General features: G+C 72.5%; 19 protein-coding genes. 6 read left to right on the top strand and 13 right to left on the bottom strand.

The genetic code is table 11. From position 1 onward, the window contains the following. Positions 1-63: 63 nt before the first annotated feature. Complete coding sequence (locus ACFWR9_RS36320; RefSeq protein WP_383850111.1) at positions 64-1,485, top strand: lipase maturation factor family protein; 1,422 nt, start codon at positions 64-66, stop codon at positions 1,483-1,485. Between the two features lie 48 nt (positions 1,486-1,533). Here the strand turns inward: ACFWR9_RS36320 and ACFWR9_RS36315 are convergent, their stop codons facing one another. From ACFWR9_RS36315 to ACFWR9_RS36295, 5 genes are all read right to left on the bottom strand, one after another. Beyond that, entirely contained in the window at positions 1,534-4,557 is a 3,024-nt protein-coding gene (locus tag ACFWR9_RS36315; RefSeq protein WP_383850108.1) for an alpha-mannosidase, read from the bottom strand. Between the two features lie 126 nt (positions 4,558-4,683). Next, positions 4,684-5,970 carry a glycosyl hydrolase gene (locus tag ACFWR9_RS36310; protein WP_383850106.1) on the bottom strand — a complete coding sequence of 429 codons (1,287 nt, stop codon included), beginning with the start codon at positions 5,968-5,970 and terminating at the stop codon, positions 4,684-4,686. A 67-nt stretch (positions 5,971-6,037) separates the two neighbouring features. Continuing rightward, on the bottom strand, positions 6,038-6,946 hold the full coding sequence (locus ACFWR9_RS36305; RefSeq protein WP_383850103.1) for a carbohydrate ABC transporter permease: 909 nt from the start codon (positions 6,944-6,946) through the stop codon (positions 6,038-6,040). After that, positions 6,943-7,848, bottom strand: a complete 906-nt coding sequence (locus tag ACFWR9_RS36300; RefSeq protein ID WP_383850101.1) for a carbohydrate ABC transporter permease — start codon at positions 7,846-7,848, stop codon at positions 6,943-6,945. The genes ACFWR9_RS36305 and ACFWR9_RS36300 overlap by 4 nt, the downstream gene beginning before the upstream one ends. A 5-nt stretch (positions 7,849-7,853) precedes the next feature. Beyond that, positions 7,854-9,146, bottom strand: a complete 1,293-nt coding sequence (locus ACFWR9_RS36295; RefSeq protein ID WP_383850098.1) for an extracellular solute-binding protein — start codon at positions 9,144-9,146, stop codon at positions 7,854-7,856. A 230-nt stretch (positions 9,147-9,376) separates the two neighbouring features. Between ACFWR9_RS36295 and ACFWR9_RS36290 the strand changes: the two genes are divergently transcribed. Together ACFWR9_RS36290 and ACFWR9_RS36285 are read left to right on the top strand one after the other, a co-directional pair. After that, positions 9,377-10,423 carry a LacI family DNA-binding transcriptional regulator gene (locus ACFWR9_RS36290; RefSeq protein WP_383850095.1) on the top strand — a complete coding sequence of 349 codons (1,047 nt, stop codon included), beginning with the start codon at positions 9,377-9,379 and terminating at the stop codon, positions 10,421-10,423. 113 nt (positions 10,424-10,536) lie between these two features. Continuing rightward, positions 10,537-11,880, top strand: coding sequence for an amidase (locus tag ACFWR9_RS36285; protein ID WP_383850093.1), 1,344 nt, complete (start codon positions 10,537-10,539; stop codon positions 11,878-11,880). A 9-nt stretch (positions 11,881-11,889) separates the two neighbouring features. Here ACFWR9_RS36285 and ACFWR9_RS36280 read toward each other — a convergent pair whose 3' ends face one another. Both ACFWR9_RS36280 and ACFWR9_RS36275 read right to left on the bottom strand, forming a co-directional pair. Beyond that, positions 11,890-12,372 (bottom strand): GNAT family N-acetyltransferase, encoded by a 483-nt coding sequence (locus ACFWR9_RS36280; RefSeq protein WP_383850092.1) that lies wholly within the window; start codon positions 12,370-12,372, stop codon positions 11,890-11,892. Positions 12,373-12,430: 58 nt separating this feature from the next. Next, the gene (locus ACFWR9_RS36275) at positions 12,431-12,607 is read right to left on the bottom strand and encodes a hypothetical protein (RefSeq protein WP_383850090.1); all 177 of its coding nucleotides are present in this window, start codon (positions 12,605-12,607) and stop codon (positions 12,431-12,433) included. Positions 12,608-13,078: 471 nt separating this feature from the next. Here ACFWR9_RS36275 and ACFWR9_RS36270 point away from each other — a divergent pair, with 471 nt between their 5' ends. Continuing rightward, positions 13,079-13,519: a hypothetical protein gene (locus tag ACFWR9_RS36270; RefSeq protein ID WP_383850088.1), complete on the top strand. Its 441-nt coding sequence runs from the start codon at positions 13,079-13,081 to the stop codon at positions 13,517-13,519. 19 nt (positions 13,520-13,538) lie between these two features. Here ACFWR9_RS36270 and ACFWR9_RS36265 read toward each other — a convergent pair whose 3' ends face one another. From ACFWR9_RS36265 to ACFWR9_RS36245, 5 genes are all read right to left on the bottom strand, one after another. Beyond that, positions 13,539-15,032, bottom strand: a complete 1,494-nt coding sequence (locus ACFWR9_RS36265) for an SDR family NAD(P)-dependent oxidoreductase (RefSeq protein ID WP_383850086.1) — start codon at positions 15,030-15,032, stop codon at positions 13,539-13,541. A gap of 104 nt (positions 15,033-15,136) precedes the next feature. Beyond that, complete coding sequence (locus ACFWR9_RS36260; protein ID WP_383850083.1) at positions 15,137-16,477, bottom strand: wax ester/triacylglycerol synthase family O-acyltransferase; 1,341 nt, start codon at positions 16,475-16,477, stop codon at positions 15,137-15,139. Between the two features lie 410 nt (positions 16,478-16,887). Further along, positions 16,888-18,108, bottom strand: coding sequence for a glucose-1-phosphate adenylyltransferase (gene glgC / locus ACFWR9_RS36255; protein WP_383850081.1), 1,221 nt, complete (start codon positions 18,106-18,108; stop codon positions 16,888-16,890). A gap of 51 nt (positions 18,109-18,159) precedes the next feature. Next, positions 18,160-19,323, bottom strand: a complete 1,164-nt coding sequence (glgA, locus tag ACFWR9_RS36250; RefSeq protein ID WP_383850078.1) for a glycogen synthase — start codon at positions 19,321-19,323, stop codon at positions 18,160-18,162. Positions 19,324-19,378: 55 nt separating this feature from the next. Continuing rightward, positions 19,379-20,182: a (2Fe-2S)-binding protein gene (locus ACFWR9_RS36245; protein WP_383850076.1), complete on the bottom strand. Its 804-nt coding sequence runs from the start codon at positions 20,180-20,182 to the stop codon at positions 19,379-19,381. Between the two features lie 227 nt (positions 20,183-20,409). Between ACFWR9_RS36245 and ACFWR9_RS36240 the strand changes: the two genes are divergently transcribed. Next, positions 20,410-21,567: a DMT family transporter gene (locus ACFWR9_RS36240; protein WP_383850074.1), complete on the top strand. Its 1,158-nt coding sequence runs from the start codon at positions 20,410-20,412 to the stop codon at positions 21,565-21,567. Here the strand turns inward: ACFWR9_RS36240 and ACFWR9_RS36235 are convergent. Further along, the gene (locus ACFWR9_RS36235; protein ID WP_383850072.1) at positions 21,557-22,876 is read right to left on the bottom strand and encodes a transglycosylase family protein; all 1,320 of its coding nucleotides are present in this window, start codon (positions 22,874-22,876) and stop codon (positions 21,557-21,559) included. The genes ACFWR9_RS36240 and ACFWR9_RS36235 overlap by 11 nt on opposite strands. 293 nt (positions 22,877-23,169) lie before the next feature. On the opposite strand from ACFWR9_RS36235, the gene gndA reads away from it, so the two are divergent. Continuing rightward, positions 23,170-24,609 carry an NADP-dependent phosphogluconate dehydrogenase gene (gndA, locus tag ACFWR9_RS36230; RefSeq protein WP_383850069.1) on the top strand — a complete coding sequence of 480 codons (1,440 nt, stop codon included), beginning with the start codon at positions 23,170-23,172 and terminating at the stop codon, positions 24,607-24,609. Positions 24,610-24,655: the final 46 nt, after the last annotated feature.

Raw genomic sequence — 24,655 nt, 5'->3', positions numbered from 1 at the left:
CCGGGGCACGGCAGCCCCTGGCCGAGCGGGGTACACGGAGCGTGGACGAGAGGAGCCCGCCCCGTGGAGTGGTTCACCGCACCCGACTACTGGCTGAGCCGGCTGGTCTTCCAGCGGGCCCTGGCCGTGGTGTACCTGGTCGCGTTCCTGACGGCGGCCCTCCAGTTCCGGGCGCTGATCGGGGAGCGCGGGCTGCTGCCCGTGTCCCGGTTCGTCGAGCGGGTGCCGTTCAGGCGGGCGCCGAGCGTGTTCCAGCTGCGCTTTTCGGACCGGTTCTTCGGGGGCTGCGCGTGGGCGGGGTGCGCGGTGTCGGCGGCGCTGGTGGCGGGGCTGGACTCGCTGCTGCCGCTGTGGGGCGCGATGCTGCTGTGGCTGGTGCCGTGGGTCCTGTACCTGTCGATCGTCAACGTCGGGCAGACCTGGTACTCGTTCGGCTGGGAGTCGCTGCTGCTTGAGACCGGTTTCGTCGCCGTGTTCCTCGGCAACGACGAGGTGGCGCCGCCGGTCGTCGTGCTGTTCCTGCTGCGCTGGCTGCTGTTCCGGGTCGAGTTCGGGGCGGGGCTGATCAAGATGCGCGGCGACGAGTGCTGGCGCAAGCTGACCTGCCTGGACCACCACCACGAGACCCAGCCGATGCCGGGCCCCCTGAGCTGGTTCTTCCACCACCTCCCCCGGCCCCTGCACCGCGTCGAGGTGGCCGCGAACCACGTCACGCAGCTCCTGGTGCCCTTCCTGCTGTTCACCCCGCAGCCCGTCGCGACGGCCGCCGCCGCGCTGATGATCGCCACCCAGCTGTGGCTGGTGCTGTCGGGCAACTTCTCCTGGCTGAACTGGATCACCATCGTGCTGGCCCTGTCGGTGGTGCGGTACCCCGGCGACACGCCATCCGTGGCCGCCGCGCCGCTCTGGTACGAGGTCGTGGTCCTGGCGGTGGCGGCGCTGCTGGTGTTCCTCAGCCACCGCCCGGTGCGCAACATGATCTCCCGCCGCCAGGTCATGAACCGCTCCTTCGACTCGCTGCACCTGGTCAACACCTACGGCGCCTTCGGAACCGTCAGCCGGATCCGCTACGAGGTGGTGGTCGAGGGCACCGCCGACGAGGTGGCCCGGGAGGACGGGGACTGGCGGGAGTACGAGTTCAAGGGCAAACCCGGGGATCCGCGGCGCTGGCCGCGTCAGTTCGCGCCCTACCATCTGCGCCTCGACTGGCTGATGTGGTTCGCCGCGCTGTCGCCGTCGTACGCCGGGTCGTGGTTCGGCACGTTCGTGGAGCGGCTGCTGGAGAACGACCGGGCCACGCTGAAGCTGCTGCGCCGCTCCCCGTTCCCGCCGGACGCGCCGCCGCGCTTCGTGCGCGCCCGGCTGTTCCGCTACCGGTACACGACGTGGCGCGAGCTGCGGGAGACGGGCGCGTGCTGGGAACGGACCTACGTGCGCGAGTACCTGCCACCGACGCGGCTGGCCCGGGTGCCGGAGCGGTCCTAGCGGCGCGGGCCCGGCCCACCGGATGGCGGACCGGACTCGCGGGGTGCGCTAGGCGCGCTTCAGCCGCAGGGTCATCAGCTGGAACGGACGCAGCCGTACGGCGATCCGGTCGCCGTCGGCCTCGACGGCGTCCTCCGCCTCGGCGAGCGGGCGCTCCAGCAGGTCGGTGACCGCCACCCCGGCGACCGGGAAGCCGGCCGTCAGGGTGGCCCGGACCCGGCCGCCGTGCGCCTCGTGGAAGCGGACCACGACGTCACCGCTGCCGTCGTCGGCGAGCTTGACGGCGGTGACCACGACCGCGTCCCGGTCGGCCGACACCAGCGGCGCGACCTCCCCGGCGCCGGTGACCCGCCGCTCGGGCAGGTTGATCCGCCAGCCCTCGCGCACGGCGTCGCCGATGTCCGCGCCGGGCACCAGAGCGTGCCGGAAGCGGTGCACGCCCTGGTCGGTCTCGGGGTCGGGGAAGCGCGGGGCGCGCAGCAGCGAGACCCGCACCGTGGTGGTCGTACCGGAGTCGCCGTCGGTGCGGACGGTGCGGGTCACGTCGTGGCCGTACGTCGAGTCGTTGACGACGGCCACGCCCCAGCCCGGCTCCGCCAGGTGGACGAAGCGGTGGTTGCAGGCCTCGAACTTGGCCGCCTCCCAGCTGGTGTTGGTGTGGGTCGGCCGGTGGAAGTGCCCGAACTGGGTCTCCGACGCGTACCGTTCGGCGTGCACGTCGACCGGGAAGGCCAGCTTGAGGAACTTCTCCGTCTCGTGCCAGTCGACCTCGGTGTCCACCTCAAGCCGCCGCTCCCCCGGCGCCAGGGTCAGCAGCTGGGTGACGCGGGAGGAGCCGAAGGAGCGGACGATCCGCACCGAGGCGCCGTCGTCCCCGGGGACGATCTCGTCGACGTCGGTGAGGTCGGTGACCGTGTTGCGGTAGAACTCGTCGACGTCCCAGGCATCCCACATGTTCGGGAAGTCGGGGTGCAGCTGGAGCAGGTTGCCCGCGGTGCCCGGCGCGATGGTCTCGCGGTCGGCGGCGATGTCGTACGCCGACACCACCAGGCCCCGGCCGTCGATCTCGGCCCGGAGCAGCCCGTTGTCCAGGACGTGGCCGCCTTCGGGGCGGGGGGTGACCTCGGTGCGGCCCTCGGTGGCGGGGGCCGCGGCGGCGCCGGCCTGGACGCCGGCCCGGGTGTGCGGGGCGGAGTTGAAGACCAGCGGAGTGTCGCCCCGGCCGGCCAGGGCGCGCTGGGCGGCGTCGATGATGCCGTTCAGCTCCTCGGCGACGCGGTCGTAGGTCGCGCGGGCCTCGCGGTGCACCCAGGCGATGGAGGAGCCGGGCAGGATGTCGTGGAACTGGTGCAGCAGGACCGTCTTCCAGACGCGGTCCAGGTCGTCGTACGGGTAGGGGAAGCCGGCCCGCACGGCCGCCGTGGCCGCCCACAGCTCGGCCTCGCGCAGGAGGTGTTCGCTGCGCCGGTTGCCCTGCTTGGTCCTGGCCTGGCTGGTGAGGGTGGCGCGGTGCAGTTCGAGGTAGAGCTCACCGACCCAGACGGGCGGCTGCGGGTTCTCCGCCTCGGCCTTCTCGAAGAAGGCGTGCGGGGTCTCCCAGGTGACCGTCGCCGAGCCTTCCAGGTCGCGCAGGCGGGCCGCCTTGGCGATCATCTCGCGGGTGGTGCCACCGCCGCCGTCGCCCCAGCCGGTCGGGGCGAGGGAGTGCCGGGCTACGCCCTTGTCCTTGAAGTTGCGGGCCGCGTGCGCGATCTCGCTGCCCTTCATGGAGCAGTTGTAGGTGTCGACGGGCGGGAAGTGCGTGAAGATCCGGGTGCCGTCGATGCCCTCCCAGCGGAAGGTGTGGTGCGGGAACTTGTTCGTCTGCGACCAGGAGATCTTCTGCGTCAGCAGGTACTTGGCGCCCGCCGCCTTGATGATCTGGGGCAGCCCGGCCGCGAAACCGAACGTGTCCGGCAGCCACGCCTCGTCGTTCTCGACGCCGAACTCGTCGAGGAAGAACCGCTTGCCGTGCACGAACTGCCGGGCCATCGCCTCCGAGCCGGGCATGTTGGTGTCCGACTCCACCCACATGCCGCCGGCCGGCACGAACCGGCCGTCGGCGACGGCCTTCTTCACCCGGGCCCACACCTCGGGCCGGTGGTCGCGCACCCACGCCCACTGCTGGGCCTGCGACATGGCGAAGACGAAGTCCGGCTCGTCCTCCAGGAGGGCGGTCATGTTGGAGGTGGTGCGGGCCACCTTGCGCACCGTCTCGCGCAGCGGCCACAGCCACGCCGAGTCGATGTGCGCGTGGCCGACGGCGCTGATCCGGTGGGCGGACGGGACGGCGGGGGCCGACAGCACCTCGGTGAGCCGGGAACGGGCCTGCCCGGCGGTGCCGTTCACGTCCTGGAGGTCGATGGCGTCCAGCGCCTTGTCGATCGCGCGCAGGATCTCCCAGCGGCGCGGCGAGTCGACCGGCAGCTCGGCCATCAGCTCGCCGACGACCTCCAGGTCGAGCACCAGGTTCCACACCGTCTCGTCGAGGACGGCGAGGTCCATGCGGACGAGCCGGTACTGGGGTTCGCTGCCGGCGGTGTCCTTGTCGCCCAGCCGCGTGGGCACGAAGGGGTGGTAGTCGAGGATGACCGGGTTGGAGGCGGCCTCGACGTGCAGGCGCACCTCCTCGCCGCCCTCGACGGGGGCGCCGATCCGCACCCACTGGTTGCGCGGGTTGAGGCCCTTCACCGGGGTGCCGTCGGGCCGGTAGACCAGGCCCTCGCACTGGAAGCCGGGCATGTTCTCGTCGAAGCCGAGGTCGAGGACGGCCTCGACGGTCTTCCCGGCCCACTCCTCGGGGACGGTGCCGGTGACGCGGAACCAGCTGGTGCCCCAGGGCGCGCCCCAGCGGGCGCCGACCTGGATGGGCTCGGGTTCGGCGGCGAGTCCCTCCTCGACCGGGACGGGCTCGCCGGGCGCGTGCCACACCGCCACGTCCAGTGGCACGGACTCGGGGTAGAGGGCGGGGCGGACGCGCTCGTCGAGGACGCGCTTGAGGCGGGCTTCGACCAGGTTGCGGTCGTCATGCATGCGGGGTGCTCCTGGTTGAGGGGGCGGGTGCGGGCGGTGTGGGGGGTTACCAGGTGTGGGTCGCGGGGGCGGGCTCGGACGTGGTGTACAGCTCCCCCACCGCGCGTACTTCGAACCGCGCGGCGGTCACGCGCGGGTGCCTCCCTGGCGGACGTGGGGTCCGTGCGGGGTGGGCGACACCTGGTCGGGCGTGACGACCTCGGTGATGCCGCGGGCCGAGAGGTGTGCGGTGTCGGTGGCGCGGGTGTCGAGGACGGTGGTGGGGCGGGCGCCGTCGGCGACCAGCCGGAAGAAGGCGTCGAAGACCGGGCCGCCGGGGGCGCAGGCCGAGCGCGCCGCCGGGTCGGACGGGACGGCGAGGGCGGTGGTGCGCGGGGCGGGGGCGGGGTGGGCTCCCTCGCGGGCCGCGAGCGCCGCGCGGGCCAGGACCCGGGCCGTGTCCTTGGGGCGGCGGTCGTTGGTGAGCAGTCCGAGGCCGTACTCCAGCTCGGGGAAGTCGGCCAGCTCCCGGGACACGTCGTGCGAGCACCACCAGGTGACACCCCACAGGTCGGGGCAGTCCAGGGCGTTCTCGACGGTCGCCTCGGTGAAGGCGGCGGCGTGCTCGGCGGGGACGAGGGGCGCGGGGGCGCCGACCTCCTGGAGCCAGACCGGGCGGCGGGGGTCGTCGGCCCACGCCTTGCTCAGCTCGATCAGGTAGGCGGCGTGGTGCTCGCTGGGCACGGAGGTGCGGCCGTGGCGCTGGGCGGTGCCGTTGAAGACCCAGGAGTGCACGGCCGTCACGGCGCCCCGCCGGGCGGCCTGGGCCGGGGTGAAGGGCTGGTCGTCCTGGTACCAGGTGGCGTCGTACTCGGCGTGCAGGTGCATGCGGCCGGGGGCGCCCTCCTCGCAGGCGGCCAGCATCCGCTCCAGCCAGGCGTCGATCTGGTCGCTGGTGGCGCGGTCCGGGTCGGGGTGGGGTCCGGCGGAGAACTGGTTGACCTCGTTGCCGAGGGTCATGCCGAGGAAGTTGGGCCGGCCGGCCAGGGCGGCGGCGAGGGTGCGCAGGTAGGTGGCCTGTCCGTCGATGACCTCCGGGTCGGTGAAGAGGTTGCGGCGGTGCCAGGTGCGGGTCCAGGCCGGTACGTAGTCGAAGCTGCTCAGGTGGCCCTGAAGGCCGTCCACGTTGACGTCGAGTCCGCGTTCGCCGGCCGCGTCGACCAGCGCGACCAGGTGCCCGACGGCGCGCTCGCGGATCAGGGAGCGGTTGGGCTGGAAGTACGGCCACAGCGGGAAGACGCGGACGTGGTCCACGCCGAGCGCGGCGATCGAGTCCAGGTCGGCACGGACCGAGTCGAGGTCGAAGTCGAGCCAGTGGTGGAACCACCCTTCACTCGGGGTGTAGTTGACGCCGAAGCGCACGGCAGAGGGCATGCGGTGTCCTTGATACGAGGAAGTACGGGGTGTCGTGGGGGCCGGGCGCGTGAGCCGGGCGTTGCCGTCAGCCCTTGACCGCGCCCTCGCCGACGCCGCGGAAGAAGTACCGCTGGAGGCAGGCGAAGAGGACGATGAGCGGCGCCACGGCGATGATCGTGCCGGCGGCGACGAGGCGGTCGTCGTTGGCGAAGGTGCCGTGCAGGTAGTTGAGGCCGATGGTGAGCGTGAAGTTGGACGGGTCGCTCAGCACGATCAGCGGCCACAGGAAGTCGTCCCAGGCGCCCATGAAGGCGAAGATCGCGACGACCGCCAGGGTGCCCTTCACGGCGGGCAGGGCGATGCGCAGGAACCGCTGCCAGACGTTGGCACCGTCGACGAAGGCGGCCTCCTCGATCTCGTAGGGCAGGTTGAGGAAGGCGTTGCGCATCAGCAGGACGTTGAGGGCGCTGACGCAGGCGGGCAGCAGGACGCCGACCAGGGTGTTGTTGAGGCCGAGCTCACGCATGGTGGTGAACTGGGCGATGATGATGCCCTCCACCGGGACGAGCATGGCCAGGATGAAGACGAGGGTGGCGACGCGGCGGCCGCGGTAGCGCAGCCGGGCCAGGGCGTAGCCGGCGAGGGCGGCGCCGACGCAGTTGGTCACGACGTTGGCGGCGGCGACCTTCAGCGAGTTCAGCGCGTAGTCCCAGACGGGGATGGTGTCGGCGACCCGCTCGTAGTTGTGCAGGGTGGGCTCGGCGGGCAGGAACTTCGGCGGGGAGCTGAAGATGTCCTCCGTCGGGCCCTTCAGCGAGGTCGACAGCTGCCACAGGAACGGGCCGATGGTCAGGGCGAGGACGCCGAGCAGGAGCAGGTAGCGCAGGACCAGTTCCCAGACGCGTACCCGTCGGCCACTCTCGTCGGTGATCCGGGGCTCCCGGGCCGGGGCCGGCTGCTTCCGGGCGGGCCGGACCTTCTCCATGACGCTCACGACTCCTCCTTCCGGTCGGCGCGCAGTACGAGCAGCATCAGGACGAGGGTGACCACGAAGACGACGACGGAGATGGCCGAGGCGTAACCGACGCGTCCGGTCAGTCCGGTGCCGGTGCGCTGGACGAGCATGACGAGGGTGGTGTCCTCGCCCGCCGGGCCGCCGTCCGGGCCCGCCATCAGGTACACCTCGGAGAACACCTTGAACGCGGCGACCGAGGCGAGGGCCGCGACCAGGACCATGGTGGAGCGGACGGCGGGCATGGTGACGGTGACGAAGCGGCGCAGGGCGCCCGCACCGTCCACGGCGGCGGCTTCGTGCAGTTCGCGGGGCACGTTGGCGAGCGCCGCCAAGTAGATGATCATGTAGTAGCCGAGGCCCTTCCAGACCGTGACGGCCATGGCGCTGAGCAGGATCAGCCACTGGTCGCTGAGGAAGCCGATCCGGCCGACGCCGATGGTCTCCAGCACCGAGTTGACGAGGCCGCGCTCGTCCAGCATCCACACCCAGATCAGCCCGACGACGACGATCGAGGCGACGACGGGGGTGTAGAAGGCGGACCGGAAGAAGGTGATACCGGGGATGCTCTTCTGCACCAGCAGCGCGAGCAGCAGCGGCAGCAGGACGAGCGCGGGCACGACTCCGAGGACGTACAGGGCGCTGTTGCGCAGGCCGATCCAGAACATGTCGTCGTGCAGCAGCTCGCGGAAGTTGGCGAGGCCCACGAACTCACCGGGCACCAGGGTGCGGCGGTCGGTGAAGGAGTTGACCAGCGTCGAGACGAACGGGTAGAGGATGAACGCGCCGGCGATCAGCAGTCCGGGGGCGGCGAACAGCCATGGGCTGGTGGCCAGTTGGCGCCGCACGCGGCGCGTACCGGAGGACACGGTGGAACTCGCCATGACACTCAGCCCTGCTGCTTCAGGAGCCGGTCGCACGCCTTGACAGCGTTGTCCAGGGCTTCCTTGGGGCTCTGCTTTCCCTGGAGCGCCTTGGCGACCTCGTTGCGCAGCTCGGTCTTCATCTGCTCGCTGAACAGCACCGGCGTGTAGTTGACGGCGCCCTTCAGCGACTTGGCGGCGGCGACGCGGACCCGGGTCTCGTCGGTGCCGTCCTCCTTGGTGAAGTACGGGTCGTCCAGCGAACCGGCGGTGCTGGGGAAGACGGCGACCTGCTTCGCGAACGACATCTGGTGAGCGGCGTCGGTGACGAAGCGGGCGAAGGCGACCGCGGCGGGCTTGCGCTCGCTCTGGGAGTTCACCAGCAGGCCCATCACGTACATGTTGACGTGTCCGGTGCTGGTGATCTGGTCGGTGATGCCGATGTTCTCGTACAGGCTCGGGGCCTGTTTCTTGAACTTGGCGAGATCGAGCGCGGTGCCGGGGTTCATGGCGACGGCGCCGGTGAGGAACTTCTTCCCTGCCGACTCGGGCGTGGCCGTCAGCGCCTGCGAGTCCAGGCCCCCGGCGTCGTACAGCTCCTTGTAGCGGGTGAGGAGTTCGACGCCCTTGGCGTCGTTGAACGCGAAGCCCGTGCCCTCCTCGTTCATGAGCGGTACGCCGTAGCGGCCGAAGTCCTCGATGGTGGGCACGCCGGCGAGCGTGGCCACCTCGCCGTCGGTCTTCCGGGCGAGTTGCAACGCGGTGTCGAAGAGTTCGTCGTATGTCGTCGGCGGCTTGTCGGCGTCGAGACCGGCCTTCTCGATCAGGGACTTGTTGTAGAAGAGCGGGCCCGTGTTGAGGTACCAGGGGAACGCGTAGGTCCCCTCCATGCCCGGCACCTGCTGGCTGGCCCAGGCGGCTTCCAGGTAGTCCTTCTTGTACTGCCCGGCGGCCTTGTCCAGATCAAGGGCCATGCCCGCCTGGGCGAGCGGGGCGGCGAGGTCCGGGGAGACGTTGACGACGTCGGCCAGGGTGCCGCCGGCGGCGGCGGCGCTGATCTTGTCGGCGTAGCCCTCGCCGGGCTGGTCGACCCACTTGACCTCGGTGCCCGGGTACTTCTTCTCGAAGTCGGCGATCAGGTCCTCGAAGTAGGGCTTGAAGTTGGCCCGCAGGTTCCAGGTCTGGAAGGTGATGTCGCCCTCGACCTTGCCCGAGGCGTCGGTCGAGCCCCCGCCGTCACCTCCGGAACCGCAAGCGCTGAGCGGCAGGACGAGGGCGGCTACGGCTGCGACAGCGAGGCTTCTGCGTGATGTGGGCACGGTGACGGGTCTCCCTGAAGGACGTCGGCGGCTGGATGCCAGCGACCATGCATGGCAGGTTCCCGCAAAGTCAATGGATTCAGTGGAACTAAAGCAGATCGAACAGCATTAGTCCAGGTCACAGCAGGTATGAGCAGGCACTTGCCACGATCCACTAAAGCGCTTTAGGATCCCTTACCTCAAGCGCTTTAGCTCGGGTTTCAACTCGCGCACTGAAGAAGGGAGCGCGCATGCCGGCCAAGCGGCCCGCCGCGCGCCGGCCGACGATGAAGGACATCGCGCGGCGGGCCGGGGTATCCGAGAGCGCGGTCTCGTTCGCGCTGAACGACCGGCCGGGGGTCTCCGAGATCACCCGGGACCGGGTGCGCCGGGTCGCCGAACAGCTCGGCTGGCGGCCCAGTACGGCGGCGCGCGCGCTGTCCGGGGAGGGCGCGGCGACCGTCGGCTTCGTACTGGCCCGGCCCGCGCACACCCTGGGCGTGGACTCCTTCTTCCTGCAACTGGTCTCCGGCATCCAGGAGGTACTGGCGCGGCGTCATCTCGGTCTCCTCTTCCAGGTGGCGCAGGACGTCGAGGACGAGTGCGCGGTCTACCGGCGCTGGTGGGCCGAACACCGGGTGGACGGCGTCCTGGTGGTCGACCCGCGCACCGACGATCCGCGTCCCGGCCTGCTCGACGAGCTCGGGCTGCCCGCCGTGGTGATCGGCGGCGCGCCGGACGAACGCCATCCGGGGCTGTCGACGGTGTGGGCGGACGACGCGGGCGCGATGGCCGCGCTGGTGGACGGGCTGTACGCGCTCGGCCACCGGCGGATCGCGCACATCGCCGGGCTGCCGGGCCTCGCCCACACGGAGCGACGGATCCGGGCCCTGCGGGCGGAGGCCGGGCGGCGGGGCCTGACCGAGGTCGAGTCGGTGACCACCGACTACTCCGACGCGGAGGGCGCCGCCGTCACCCGCCGGGTCCTGGAGGCCCCCGCCGCGCCGACCGCCCTGATCTACGACAACGACGTGATGGCCGTCGCCGGGGTCGCCGCCGCGGCCGAGCTGGGTTTCTCGGTGCCGGCGGACGTGTCCGTGGTGGCCTGGGAGGACTCGGCGCTGTGCCGCATGGTCAAGCCGTGGCTGTCCGCCCTGTCCCGGGACAGCGTGGAGTTCGGCCGGACGGCGGCGACCGAGCTGACCGCCCTGCTGGACGGCGGCCCGGCCCGCACGGTGCGGGTGCCGGTGCCGCGGCTGATCGAGCGGGACAGCACGGGCGCGGCCCGGTCGTCCTGAGCCGGGTGACCGGGGGTGACTGCCGGGGCCTCGACGCGGAGGTGCGCGGACGGGCAGAGTGCTGTCTGCGTACTCGCCGGTAATCCCGTTCCACCGCACCCCGAGGAGCCCTCGTGACCGACTGGGCAGGCCGCACCGCCGTAGAGATCGCCGCCGCCGTACGCGAGAAGCGGACCACGCCCCGCGAGGTGGTGGCGGAGCACCTGGCCGTGATCGAGCGGCTCGACGGCCGCGTCGGCGCCTTCCGCACGGTGCGCGCCGAGGCCGCGCTCGCCGAGGCCGAGGAGACCGGCGCCCGGGGTGATCTGGCCGAACTGCCGCTGGCCGGCGTGCCGGTGGCGGTCAAGGACAATCTCGCGGTGCGCGGCGAGTCCACCCGGGTCGGCTCGGCGGCGACGCCGGACACGCCGGCCGGGGCCGACCATGTCACCGTGGCGCGGCTGCGGGCGGCCGGCGCGGTGGTGGTAGGCCTGACCAACGTGCCAGAGCTGTGTGTGTTCGGCACCAGCGAGGGCGTGTACGGCACGGTCCGCAACCCGTGGGACCCGGCCCGCTCCGCGGGCGGCTCCTCGGGCGGGAGCGCCGCCGCGGTCGCCGCCGGGATGGTGCCGCTCGCGCTGGGCAACGACGGCATGGGCTCGCTGCGGATACCTGCGGCCAACTGCGGTCTGGTCACCCTCAAGCCGGGCCACGGCGTGGTGCCGGCCGGGATCGGCGAGGGCGACTGGTTCGGCATGTCCGAGAACGGACCGCTGGCCACCACCGTCGAGGATGCCCGCCTCATGTTCGCCGTCCTCGCGGACACCGCCCCGCCGCGCCGGGCGGATTCCGACGCCCTGCGCGTCGCCGCCTCCCTGCGCAGCCCCCTGGCGGGCGTCACCGTCTCCCGCCCCTACGCGGACGCCGTCCGGGAGGCCGCCGGAGTGCTGATGCGGGCGGGGCAGCTGGTGCGGCGGGCGGACCCGTCCTATCCGGCGTCGCTGAGCGTGACCGCGCTGGCCCACTGGACGGCCGGTACGTCGGCGGACGCGCGGCACCTGGACCGGCGGCTGCTGGCCCGGCGCACCCGGGTGCACGCGGCCCTCGGGCGGCCCTTCGTGCGCAGGGTCGCCACCGGCGCGGCCCGTGACGCGCTGCGCGGGCGCCTGGAGCCGTTCTTCGCGGAGTACGACGTCCTGCTCACGCCCGCGCTGGCCAGGCGTTCCCCCAAGGCGGGCCCCTGGCACGAGCGGGGCTGGCTGCGCAACATCGCCGCCAACTCGGCGTACTCGCCCTTCACTCCGCCGTGGAACCTCACCGGCTGGCCCGCCATGACGGTGCCGGTCGGCTCCCTGCCGTCGGGCGCGCCCTGCGCCGTCCAGCTGGTGGGGCGCCCCGGGTCGGAGGCGGCGCTGCTGGAGCTGGCGGAGCGGATCGAGGCGCTGCGTCCCTGGCGGCGGACGGCCCCGGTGGACTGACGGGGCGGCCTACAGGGCGCGGTGCATGATGTGCAGGCCGACCCGCCCGTGGCGTGGGTGGTCGAAGGCGTCCGGCACGGTGCCCAGGATGGTGAAGCCGAGCGAGGTCCACAGACGCACGGCGGGGTTGGTCTCGACGACGGCGTTGAAGACCATGCCCCGGTATCCCTCGGCACGGGCGGCGGCCAGGACGTGTTCGGCGAGGGCCCGGCCCGTGCCGCGGCCCGCGCCGTCCGGATCGACCATGAAGCCGGCGTTGGCGACGTGGGCGGCGGGGCCGGCGTAGTTGGGGGTGAGGTAGGCGGAGGCGACGACTGCGCCGCTCTCGTTCTCGGCGACGTAGACGCGTTTGGCGGGGTTCATCCACAGGGACCGGGCGTCCTCCTCGGACGTGTCCCGGTCCCAGGCGTAGGTCTCGCCGGCCGCGACGATGCGGTGCCAGAAGGGCCAGATGTGCGGCCAGTCGCCGGGCGTGGCTTCCCTGATCAGCATGGGCGTGAGTCTCGCACGCCCACGCGTCCGGCGGCTGCCGCGGGGCCGTGGCGCGGGCTCAGTCCACGCTGGGCAGGATGTGGGGCTCGGCCAGGTCGTCCTCGTAGCCCGCGAGGCGGATCGGGGCGGACCGCGCCCACACGTCGAGGCTGCCGATCTCGCCGGGCCGGCGGCGCGCACGCTCGGTGCGTTCCTCGGGGCACTGCTCTGGGCTCGTCGTCGTCTCCGGTGTCACCGCGCACTCCTTATGTGTCGGATCACCCTCGGGGCCTGTCGGCCAGTCTTCCGTCCGGCACCAGGCCCCCGCTCGGGTGTGGGTCGAGATGCACTACAGACGCGGTGGCGCCGGTACCTCGCAGAAGAGCAGACCGCTGTGTACCGGCTGCCCCCGGACGGACCTCGGGTGTGGGTAGTGCCCTGTGCTGCGATCCGTCCGACCCAGATTAACCAAATGAGCGGGGGTGCGCTCTATGGGGCTCAAAACATGGGGGAACCATTGCCCTTCGTCCCGCGCACAGTTGGCCCCAGTCTGCCGCGATTCCTCCCCTTCCGCACGGTGCGATGCTCACCCGTTCGACCCAACCGCCGACCGCTCCTTCGAATGTCGGCGGCCGCGGTCGCGCCGTTCAGTCGCCGTTGGCTGCGGCGCAAGCTCGCCATGGTCTGCTGCCCGTCGGCAACGGCTGTCTCGCGGGAGGACCGGGACATGGAACTGCGCAGCGTCGAGGAGCTGATGGACCTGCTGTACGCCTGCCGGGGCGAGCGGTCCGGGGGGTACGGCGGCCAGACCGCGGACCTGCACGGGCACGCGCTGCGGACCGCCGCGCTGCTGCGGCGGCGCCGGCCCGCCGACAAGGAGCTCCAGGTCGCCGGTCTGGTGGCGCCCGTGGGCCGGCTGCTGTGGCCCGGCGCCCCCGCCGTCCGGACCGCCGACGCGGTGCGGCCACTGCTCGGCGCGCGCGTCGCCCGCCTGCTGCGCCGGCCCGCCCACCCCGAGGCGTGGGCGCACGACGACGACCTGGCCGGCCTGCACCAGGCCGCCGAGGAGGCGCGCACCGCCGTCTTCGACGCCGGGGTCCTGGAGGACTGGCGCACGGTCCTGGAGCTGACGGCGGCACGCAACTCGCGGCTGGGCGCCGTCGACTAGGGCCTGTCCGGCGACCTGCTTACCACTTGCCGGGTGCGTAGTCCTTGAGGAAGACGCCGTACAGGTCCTCGCCCGCCTCGCCGCGCACGACGGGGTCGTAGACGCGGGCCGCGCCGTCGACCAGGTCGAGCGGGGCGTGGAAGCCGGCCTCGGCCAGGCGGAGCTTGTCGTAGTGCGGACGCTCGTCGGTGATCCAGCCCGTATCCACGGAGGTCATCAGGATCCGGTCGGTGTCGAACATCTCCTGGGCGCTGGTCCGCGTCACCATGTTCATCGCGGCCTTGGCCGCGTTGGTGTTCGGGTGGCCCGCGCCCTTGTAGCCGCGGGCGAACACGCCCTCCATCGCGGAGACGTTGACGACGTAGGCGCGCCCGGCGGACGCCCTGCGCGCGGCCTCGGCCATCGAGGGCCGCAGGGCGCTGATGAGGATGAACGGCGAGGTGTAGTTGCACAGCTGGGTCTCCAGCAGCTCCACCGGGGAGATCTGCTCGATGGTCTGGACCCAGGTGTTGCTGTCGACGACGTCCGGTACGAGGCCGCCCGCGTCGATGGCGGTGCCCTCGCGGTGCCGGACCACGCTGGCGTGGCCGGCGACCAGGGCGAGGTCGGCCACCTTCTGCGCGTCGAGCCCGGAGGTGCCGACGGGCAGCGCGGTCAGCCCGTCCACCGCACCGGAGTTGAAGGCGCCGATGACGTGGTGGGCGGGCAGCTCACCGGCGGGCAGCGGGGCGCTCTCGCCGTCGACGAGCGCGGCGTACGCGGAGGGCAGGCGCCGCACGGTCTGCGTGGCGTTGTTGATCAGGATGTCGAGCGGTCCCGGCTCGGTGACCCGCTCGGCCAGGGCCACCGCCTGCGCGGGGTCGCGCAGATCGATGCCGACGACCTCCAGGCGGTGCAGCCAGTCCGCGGAGTCGTCCATGGCCTTGAAGCGGCGGATGGCGTCCTTGGGGAAACGGGTGGTGATCGTGGTGTGCGCGCCGTCGCGCAGCAGCCGCAGCGCGATGTACATGCCGATCTTGGCGCGGCCGCCGGTGAGCAGCGCGCGCTTGCCGGTGAGGTCGGCGCGGGCCTCGCGGCGCTCCCGGTTCTCGGCGGCGCACTTCTGGCAGAGCTGGTGGTAGAAGTAGTCGACCTCGACGTAGCGCTGCTTGCAGATGTAGCAGGAGCGCGGGCGCTGCAGTATCCCGGCGATCCGCCCCTGCTCGGTGCGGGAGGAGGGCAGCAGGCCCTCGGTCTCGTCGTCGATGCGCTCGGCGGAGCCCGTGGCGGTGGCCTCGGTGACCGTCTTGTCGTGGGCGGTCTTGGCGGCCCGGCGGTCCTGGCGGCGGCGCTGCTTGACCATGCGGTAGATGTGCGAGGTGGCCCGCCGCACCCGGATCGCGTCCGGGTGGTCGACGTCGATTCCGTCGAGTTCCTCCAGCACGCTCAGGCAGACGGCCAGCCGCTCCGGGTCGATGCCGGGGCCGTACACCGCCTCGTCCGTGCTCGCCGCACCGTCCTGTGTCACCGTCATCGCCGCTGCCGTTCCCTGGTCACCGTCGCGGCGCTCCATGACGCGACCGCTGTCGAACAGCGGATTTTATTCAGCGCCGGGCCCCGGAACCAAACCCGCCGGGGTCAGGGACCGCACGCCGTGAGCAACGTCTCCACCTCCTCGGCGAGGGCGAGCGCGAACCGGTCGAGGTCGGGCACCGCTTTCGCGTCGGCGACCAGGCCGTAGTGGACCTGTCCGCGGTACGTCGAGACGGCCACCGCCAGGGAGTGGCCGCGGGCCAGCGGGGCCAGCGGGTAGACCTCGGTCAGCGGGTGGCCGCCGAGCCGCAGCCCGAGGCTGGGCAGGGGGACGCTGGTGACCAGGATGTCGAACCAGAGCCGGGCGGCCTGCCCGACCAGCGGGCCGCCGAGCCGGTGGCCGAGCGCCGGGACGTGCTCGGCGAGCAGCGCGACGGCTCCGGCGCCCCGGCCGGGTCCGGCGTCCTTGTTGCGGTCCATGGCGGCCCGGACCGTGCCGAGGCGCGACAGCGGGTCGGGGTCGGCGACCGGAAGCCGTATCAGGTACCCGGAGAGCCGGTTGCCCTGTGGGTGAGCGGTGCGCGGGCGGCGTTTGGAGACGGGGATCAGGGCGCGGGGCGCGACGCCCTCACTGCCGTCGCCGCGCTCGTCCAGCCAGCGGCGCAGGGCACCGGCGACGACCGCGATCAGTACGTCGTTGACGGTGCCGCCGGTGGTCTTGCGGACGTGGTGCACGTCGTCGAGGTCGACCGCGACGCCCGCGATCCGGCGGGTGCCGGAGGATTCGGCGGTGAGCGCGGCCGAGGAGCGCACGTCGAGGGTGGACAGGGCCGCGGCGGCCCCGATGTCCAGGGCGCGGCCCGCGTCGGACAGGGCGCCGCGCAGCCGGTCCGGCAGGGCGCGCACGTCCGGGAGGAGCCCGCGCGGGGGCTGCGCGGGGCGGGGCCGGGGGGCGGGGAGGTCCATCGGGTCGAGGACGCCCGCGGCGAGGGTGAGGGCGCGCAGGCCGTCGGCGAGGGCGTGGTGGAACTTGAACAGCACGGCGAAGGTGCCGCCGTCCGCGCCCGGCAGGACGTGCGCCTCCCACGGGGGCCGGCCGCGTTCCAGGGGCCGTTCCATCAGACGGCCGGCCCGGGCGTGGAAGTCCGTGGTCGGGGCGTGCAGCCGTACGTGGTCGAGCGGGTCGAAACGCGGGTCGGGTTCGCGGGTGGCGCCGCCGAACGCGAACGGCCGGCGCAGCGCCAGCGGCGGCTGCCAGGTGTCCCGGATCCGCATCCGCAGTCCGGGCACCGCGGGCGCGCGGGCGGTGAGCAGGTCGGCCGCGTGGGCGCCGGCGGTGGGCGACTGGGCCTCGAAGACGCCGAGCGCGCCGAGGTGCATGGGGTGCTCGGGGGACTCGATGTTCCAGAACGCCAGGTCGAGGGGAGCGAGCGGATCGGGAGTCAAGGGTCTGCCTCGCAGGGACGACGCGTCAACGACGGATGGACAGGTCGGATGGACAAGCAGTCAATCGTCCTCCGACGATTACGGTCAAGTACGATCAAGCTACGCACAGTTAACAGGAGATTAAAGTCCCGCCCCTTTTGGCAGGGGCGGGACTGCTGGGACTCATGGGGCGTCTGTGCTCACGTCAGCGGTGGCGGCACCGCCTCCGCCGACGTTCCCCACCCGGACGGGTGCGGGCCGACTGGATGTACCGGTCCGTGTCCGCTCCCCGGCCTTCGCGAACGGCCGGCCCGCCTCGCGGGCGTCCTCGCGGGCGCGGGCCGCGTCGTTTTCATCCGACTGGACGACAACGACCCCGGGTGCGCCCCGCGTAGCGCGGGTATCGAGCGTCTCAGGGCTGTCCCCGGCCGTCACGGCACCCGCTGCGCCTTGCCGAGCGCGATCACGCCGCCCTTGGAGACCGTGTACAACTCGCCGTCCCGGTCCGGGTTGACGCCGATCGTCGCCCCCGGGGGCACGTCGACGTTCTTGTCCAGCACCGCCCCGCGCACCACCGCGCCCCGGCCGATGTGCACGTTGTCGTGCAGCACCGAGCCCTGGACCACCGCACCCGGGTCGACCACCACGCCTGGCGAGAGCACGGAGCGGGTGACCTGTCCGCGGATCAGGCAGCCCGCGCTGATGATCGACTCGCCGGCGATGCCGCCGGCGTTGAAGCGGGCGGGCGAGAGCTGCGCGGAGTGGGTGTAGACCGGCCAGTCCCGGTTGTAGAGGTTGAACGCGGGCCGCTCGGCGATCAGGTCCATGTGGGCGTCGTAGTAGGCGTCGAGGGTGCCCACGTCCCGCCAGTAGCCCTGGTCCCGGGTGGTCTCCCCCGGCACGTGGTTGGCGCTGAAGTCGTACAGGGCGGCCTCGCCCCGGTCGGTGAGCCGGGGGAGGATCGAACCGCCCATGTCGTGCACCGAGTTCTCGTCCTCGGCGTCCCGGTGCAGGGCCTCGACGAGGGCCTTGGTGGTGAAGACGTAGTTGCCCATCGAGGCGAAGACGCACTCGGGGTCGTCGGCGAGTCCGGGAGAGTTCTCGGGCTTCTCCAGGAATTCGGTGACGGTCTGGCCGTCGGAGCCGGGAGTGATCACGCCGAAGGACGACGACTCGCCGCGCGGGACGCGTATCCCGGCGACGGTCACTCCGGCGCCGGACTCGATGTGCTGCGCGAGCATCTGCCGCGGGTCCATCCGGTACACGTGGTCGGCGCCGAAGACCGCGACGTACTCGGGCTGTTCGTCGTGCACGAGGTTCAGGGACTGGAGGATCGCGTCGGCGCTGCCCAGGTACCAGCGCGGGCCGAGACGCTGTTGCGCGGGGACCGGGGTGACGTAGTTGCCGAGCAGGCTGGACATCCGCCAGGTGGTGGTGATGTGCCGGTCCAGGGAGTGCGACTTGTACTGCGTGAGGACGCAGATCCGCAGGATGTCGCCGTTGACCAGGTTGGACAGCACGAAGTCGACCAGCCGGTAGGTGCCGCCGAAGGTGACCGCTGGTTTGGCGCGGTCCGCGGTCAGGGGCATCAGTCGCTTGCCCTCTCCGCCGGCCAGCACGATGCCGAGCACCGAAGGACCTCCACGACGCATGGGCCGCTCCCCTCACCCTCGTTCACCCTCGGCTGCCCCGGGGCGGGGCGCCTAAGCCTGTTTGAGGATCTCCCCGTAGAGCCGGACCGTGCGGCGGGCGACCGCGTCCCAGCCGAACTCGTCCACCGCCCGCTCGCGGCCCGCCTCGCCCATCCGCCGGGCGGCCGCCGGGTCGCCGAGGACCGAGTCCAACGCCCGCGTGAGGCCCGCCTCGAACGCGTCGTCCCCGCCCTCGGTCCTGGGGACAAGCACGCCCGTCTCACCGTCCGCCACGACCTCGGGGATGCCGCCTACCCGGGAGGCCACGACCGGGGTGCCGCAGGCCATGGCCTCCAGGTTCACGATGCCGAGGGGCTCGTACACGGAGGGGCAGACGAAGACGGCGGCGTGCGTGAGCAGTTGGATCACCTCTGGGCGCGGCAGCATGCGCGGGATCCAGTGCACGCCCTCGCGGGCGCGGCTCAGCCCGGCGTAGAGGTCGCGGAACTCCTGGTCGATCTCGGGGGTGTCCGGGGCGCCGGCGCACAGCACGACCTGCGCGGCCGGGTCGATGTCCCGGACCGCGCGCAGCAGGTGCGGGACGCCCTTCTGGCGGGTGATGCGGCCGACGAACAGGACGTACGGGCGGGAGCGGTCCAGGCCGATCCGGTCCAGTGCGTCGGTGCCGGGGTCGGGCCGGTAGAGGGTGGTGTCGATGCCGTTGTGCACGACGTGCACGCGGGCGGCGTCCAGCGCGGGGTAGCAGCCGAGGATGTCGTCGCGCATGGCTCCGGACACGGCGACGACGGCGTCGGCGGACTCGACGGCGGTGCGCTCGGCCCAGCCGGACAGCTCGTAGCCGCCGCCGAGTTGCTCGGCCTTCCAGGGGCGCAGGGGCTCCAGCGAGTGGGCGGTCACCACGTGCGGGACGCCGTACAGGAGCTTGGCGAGGTGGCCGCCCAGGTTGGCGTACCAGGTGTGGGAGTGGACCAGTTCGCGGCCTTCGAGGGCGGCGGTCATGGCCAGGTCGACGGAGAAGGTGCGCAGCGCGTCGTTGGCACCGTCGAGCGCGGACCAGGGGCGGTGGCGCAGCACGCCGTCGGTGCGGCCCTCACCCCAGCAGTGCACGTCGAGGTCGACGAGGCGGGCGAGTTCCCGGGCGAGGAACTCGACGTGGACACCGGCGCCCCCGTACACGTCGGGCGGGTACTCCCGGGTCAGCAGTCCCACACGCACCCGGAGCCTCCCGTCTTCGCGGCTGGTCCCTTCATGGTCACCCAGACGCGGCGCCTTAGGAAGGGCGCGGGGCCTGCGGGGACCGGGGAGATCCCGGCGGCCGCGGGAAGCAGCAGTCGCCGCACACGCCCGCTCCGGGCACCCGGTAGTAGAGGCAGCAGCTGCGGCGCCGGAAGGCGGTGCCGGTGAGGGTGCCGGTTCCGGCGAGCAGGGGGTGGGCGAGCAGGCCGGCGGTCAGCGCCCCGGCCCGCTCGGCGGTGTCCGTACGACCGTGGCGGCGGGCCCAGCGGTTCAGTTCCCGGCCGGCGCCGGCCAGCGCGGAGGCGGCGTTGCCCCACAGCAGCCCGGTGGCGACGCCGTACCTGTTGTGCACAGCGACCGTCAGAGGCGCGAGGTGGGCGGTGAGTACGACGTCCGCGAGGGTGGCGGTGTCCGCCGGCCGGGAGCGCACCTCGGCGAGCCAGAGGTCGTCGGGGGCAGTGGCGTCGGGGTCCCAGCGCAGCAGGCCCGGGGCGAGGTCGGGGACCCGGCCGGTGAGGGCTGCGCAGGCCAGCGCCACGGACCACAGGCGGGCCGCGAGCCCCTGCTGGGCGACGGAGGCGGCGACCCGGGCCTCGGGGGCGCGCAGGGCGTCCGCCACCTTCCGGACGCGGCGGGCCAGGGGGTCGGCCAGAGGGAAGGCCGGCGGGTCGGCCGTAACCGGAACGTGAACGTGAACGTCCGGGCCGGTGTCACCGTAATCCGGTGCATAGGCGTGCGCGAGGGTGGGAAGAGGTCGGGGCGGCGACGGCCGGGACGCGCGCAGGACGAAGAAGCCGCCGAGCGGGCGGAGTGCGGCGAGGGCGGGGTCGAGGTCCACGGAGAGCAGTAATATCAAGGCCCGTAGGGGGCGCGACCAGGGGTACCTGACGAAAGTCGCCCACCCTGGGGAGGACGGCGGGGCCGTCGTACTCCATCGGTAGTAGGACCCAATGAAGTCTCAGGGACGACGACGGGAAGACCCTGAGACGGCATCGTGTTGTCCATGAAAGACGACCGTTCGCCGCGCCGGGCCCAGCGCCCCCGCCTCACGCAGAGGATCAGCCGATGAGCGCCCTCGCGTTGTCCGTGCTGCTGTCGCTCGTCTCCGCCGTGGCGTACGCGGGCGGAGCGATCGTGCAGGAGCAGGTCGCGGCGTCCTCCTCGGCCGCTCAGTACGCCCCGCTGCGCCGGCCCGGCTGGTGGGCGGCGGTCGCGCTCAACGGCCTCGGCGGCGTGCTGCACGTCGTGGCGCTCGCCCTCGGTCCGCTGAGCCTGGTGCAGCCGCTGGGTGCGCTGACCATCGTCTTCGCACTGCCCATGGCGGCGCTGTTCGTGGGCCGCAGGGCCGGTGCGACGGCCTGGCGCGGCGCGCTCATGGCCACGGTCGGCCTCGCCGGTCTGCTCTCCCTGGTCGGCGCGTCCGACGCGCAGTCGCTGGACACGGCACAGCGGATCGCCGCGGCCGTCGTCACCGGCGCGGTGATCGTCGCGCTGGTGATCGCCGGCCGGGCCGCGCACCGGCACCCCGCGGTCCGCAGCATCCTGCTGGCGATCGCGTCCGGCATCGCGTTCGGGATGTCCTCGGTCTTCACCAAGACCGTCGCGGTCGACTGGAGCGGCGGAGTGTCCGCCGCCGACCTGCCGTCCATGGCCGTGATCGGCGTGCTCGCCACGGCGGGCATGGTGCTGTCGCAGGCCGCCTACCGGGGCGCCGGTCTCGCCGCCCCGCTGGCCACGCTGACGGTGGTGAACCCGGTGGTGGCCGCGGTGGTCGGCATCACGATGTTCGGCGAGACCTTCCGCTACGGCACTACCGGCACCGCGCTCGCCCTGAGCTGCGGCGTGGTCGCGGCGGGCGGACTGATCCTGCTGACGACGGAGCGGATCGCACGGGAGTCGGCCGAGCAGCCCGCGGACCTTCCTGCGGCGGACGGGGCGGTGCCGGTCCCGGAGCCGGCCGCGTTGCCGATGGGGCCGGTACCTGTCGCGGCGGAGGCGGCGGACCTTCCGGTGGCGCGGCTGTCCGAGAAGGTCCTGGTGCCTTCCCCGGTGTCACCGCCGGTGTCGGAGACCGCCCCCGCCAAGGAACCCGCCAAGGAGCTGTACGCCGCACGGGGCCCGGCGGAGAGCGACGACGTCCCGCCCTCCTTCGGCCCCTTCTACGGCGGCCCGTTCGTGCCGCCGCCCCTGTTCAGCCCGCATCGGGTCCGGGTCAGATCCTGACCCCTCCGGCCCGCAGGTACGCCACCGGGTCGACGTCGGAACCGAAGCCGGGCCCCGTCCGCACCTCGAAGTGCAGATGCGGGCCCGTGACGTTGCCGGTGGAGCCGGAACGTCCGATGCGCTGGCCGGCGCCCACCGACTGTCCGTCCCTGACGGAGATCGCCGAGAGGTGGGCGTACTGCGAGTAGCGGCCGTCGCTGTGCCGGACGACCACCTGGTACCCGTAGGAACCGCCCCAGCCCGCGCTGACGACCCGGCCGGCCGCGACCGACTTGATCGAGGTGCCGGTGGGGACGGGGAAGTCGACGCCGGTGTGGTAGCCCTTCGACCAGGAGGAGCCCGACTGGTGGTACGGCGTGCCGACGGCGCCGTCGACGGGAGCGACGACGGCGCTGTGGGTGGTGGCGGCCTTGTCCTCCTTGACCTTGACCTTGGCCTTGACCTTGCTCGTGCCGCTGTCGGAGGAGGACTTCTTCGGAGCCTTCTTCCGCGTCGGCTCCTTCTCCTGCTTGTGCTCCCGCTCCCGCTCCTGCTTCTTCTCCTTCTTCTGCGGCTTCTCCTGCTTCGGGCGGGGTTCGGCCGTCGTCGCGTCGCCGCGGGAGGCCGTGCCCGCCGCCTCGCCGCGCAGCGTCAGTCGCTGGCCCGGCAGGATCAGGTCGGGGTCCGATCCGATGGCGCCGCGGTTGGCCTCGTACAGCCCCTGCCAGCCGCCGCCCACCCGGTGGGTGTCGGCGATTCCGGAGAGGGTGTCGCCGGTGACCACCGTGTACATGCGGCCCTTGCCGGCCCGGGACTGCGGCGTGGTCTGCGGCTGGATGTCCTTCACAGAGTCCGCCTTGGCGGCGGGCTTCTTGGCGGACTTCTTGGCGGGCGTGTCGGCCGGCTTCTCGGCCCCCGCTCCCCCGGCCGGCCGGATGTCGGGCGTGTCGCCACCCCGGGTCAGTCCGGCCCGCTGCGAGCACACCGGCCAGGCGCCGGGTCCCTGTCCGTCGAGCACCTTCTCGGCGACGGCGATCTGCTGGTCCTTGGTGGCCAGGTCGGCACGAGGGGCGTACCGGGTGCCGCCGAAGGCCTCCCAGGTGGACTGGGTGAACTGCAACCCGCCGTAGTAGCCGTTGCCGGTGTTGATGTCCCAGTCGTTGGTGGACTCGCAGGCGGCGACCTTGTCCCAGGTCTCCACGTCGGCCGCCTGGGCCGTGCCGGTACCGACGAGCGGGAGGGCCAGACCCGCGCCGCCCGCGGTGACGGTCAGTGAGGCGCGGTTGATCCTGTTCGGCTGATACCGGCGGTGCCGGCCGCGTACGGCCATGGAGGTCCCCCTCGACATTGCGTCAGGAGGGGCAAAAGTAAGCGCCGCGAACAGGCCATGACAAGACGGCAATCGGCCGGTTCGTCCCGCCAAGTGGCGCGGAACGGATGCTTGTTGGCCGGATGCGGCGTCCGCCCGCTGAGGCGCCGGGCGCGTTCCGCGCGTACTGGAGTCCGCCGGGCCAGAAAGTGCGACCGGTGAACGGGCACGTCAGGATGGTCACGGGGCGGAACCGGCCATACTGGCGGGCACGACCGGCACCACAGACATCAAGGTCACTAGGAGCCATCCCAATGAGCACTACAGCGCAGATCGGCGTCACGGGTCTCGCGGTCATGGGCCGCAACCTCGCCCGCAACTTCGCCCGCAACGGCTACACGGTCGCGGTGCACAACCGGACGGCGTCGCGCACGCACGCGCTGGTGGAGGAGTTCGGCGGCGAGGGCGACTTCGTCGCGACCGAGACCGCCAAGGAGTTCGTGGCGGCGCTGGAGCGGCCCCGACGCCTGGTGATCATGGTGAAGGCCGGTGACCCGACCGACGCGGTGATCCAGGAGTTCGCCCCGCTGCTCGAACCGGGCGACATGATCATCGATGGCGGCAACGCCCACTTCGCGGACACCAGGCGCCGGGAACGCGAACTGCGCGAGCAGGGCATCCACTTCGTCGGCACGGGCATCTCCGGCGGCGAGGAGGGCGCGCTGCACGGCCCGAGCATCATGCCGGGCGGCTCGAAGGAGTCGTACGGGTCGCTGGGCCCGATGCTGGAGAAGATCTCCGCGAAGGCGGTGGACGAGGCGCCCTGCGTCACGCACGTGGGTCCCGACGGTGCCGGGCACTTCGTGAAGATGGTGCACAACGGCATCGAGTACGCCGACATGCAGCTGATCGGCGAGGCGTACCAGCTGCTGCGCGACGTCGCCGGGTACTCCCCCGCGCAGATCGCCGACATCTTCCGCACCTGGAACACCGGCCGGCTGGACTCGTACCTGATCGAGATCACCGCCGAGGTGCTGTCGCACGTGGACGCGGAGACCGGCAAGCCGTTCGTGGACGTGGTGGTCGACCAGGCGGAGCAGAAGGGCACCGGCCGCTGGACGGTGCAGATCGCGCTGGATCTGGGCGTACCGGTGTCCGGCATCGCGGAGGCCGTCTTCGCCCGTTCCCTGTCCGGGCACGCGGCGCTGCGGGAGGCCTCGCGGCGGCTGGCGGGCCCGAAGGCGTCAGCGCTGAGCGAGGCCGAGGCGGGCGCCTTCGCCGACCGGGTGGAGCAGGCGCTGTACGCGTCGAAGATCGTGTCGTACACGCAGGGATTCCACGAGATCGCGGCGGGCAGTGAGGAGTACGGCTGGGACATCGACCTGGGCGCGGTCTCCGCGATCTGGCGCGGCGGCTGCATCATCCGCGCGGCCTTCCTGGACCGCATCCGTGCCGCGTACGACGCCCGTCCCGACCTGCCGAGCCTGCTGTCGGACGAGACGTTCGCGCAGGAGATCGCCGCCGCCCAGGACGACTGGCGCGAGGTCCTGGTCGCCGCGACCCGGCAGGGCGTGCCGACGCCCGGCTTCGCCGCCGCCCTCGCCTACTACGACGCGCTGCGCGCCGAGCGGTTGCCCGCCGCGCTGACGCAGGGGCAGCGGGACTTCTTCGGCGCGCACACGTACCGGAGGACGGACCGGGAGGGCGCGTTCCACACTCTGTGGGGCGGGGACCGGTCGGAGGTCACGGCGTAACGGAGAGCGGGGAGCCGGCAGGCCGAAGGGGCCGGTGGACGGCCGC

Origin of the sequence: Streptomyces sp. NPDC058534 (genome assembly GCF_042717365.1) — a bacterium.
Taxonomy (GTDB): domain Bacteria; phylum Actinomycetota; class Actinomycetes; order Streptomycetales; family Streptomycetaceae; genus Streptomyces.
Note: the sequence above shows the minus strand (reverse complement) of the source record. Positions and strands in the feature narration are given on the sequence as shown.

Coding starts and splice junctions, on each gene's coding strand:
- ACFWR9_RS36240 (WP_383850074.1), top strand. CDS start 20,410: ATGAGCGCCCTCGCGTTGTCCGTGCTGCTGTCGCTCGTCTCCGCCGTG.
- ACFWR9_RS36315 (WP_383850108.1), bottom strand. CDS start 4,557: ATGCATGACGACCGCAACCTGGTCGAAGCCCGCCTCAAGCGCGTCCTC.
- ACFWR9_RS36300 (WP_383850101.1), bottom strand. CDS start 7,848: ATGGCGAGTTCCACCGTGTCCTCCGGTACGCGCCGCGTGCGGCGCCAA.
- glgC (WP_383850081.1), bottom strand. CDS start 18,108: ATGCGTCGTGGAGGTCCTTCGGTGCTCGGCATCGTGCTGGCCGGCGGA.
- ACFWR9_RS36290 (WP_383850095.1), top strand. CDS start 9,377: ATGCCGGCCAAGCGGCCCGCCGCGCGCCGGCCGACGATGAAGGACATC.
- ACFWR9_RS36235 (WP_383850072.1), bottom strand. CDS start 22,876: ATGGCCGTACGCGGCCGGCACCGCCGGTATCAGCCGAACAGGATCAAC.
- ACFWR9_RS36265 (WP_383850086.1), bottom strand. CDS start 15,032: ATGACGGTGACACAGGACGGTGCGGCGAGCACGGACGAGGCGGTGTAC.
- ACFWR9_RS36270 (WP_383850088.1), top strand. CDS start 13,079: ATGGAACTGCGCAGCGTCGAGGAGCTGATGGACCTGCTGTACGCCTGC.
- ACFWR9_RS36310 (WP_383850106.1), bottom strand. CDS start 5,970: ATGCCCTCTGCCGTGCGCTTCGGCGTCAACTACACCCCGAGTGAAGGG.
- gndA (WP_383850069.1), top strand. CDS start 23,170: ATGAGCACTACAGCGCAGATCGGCGTCACGGGTCTCGCGGTCATGGGC.
- ACFWR9_RS36280 (WP_383850092.1), bottom strand. CDS start 12,372: ATGCTGATCAGGGAAGCCACGCCCGGCGACTGGCCGCACATCTGGCCC.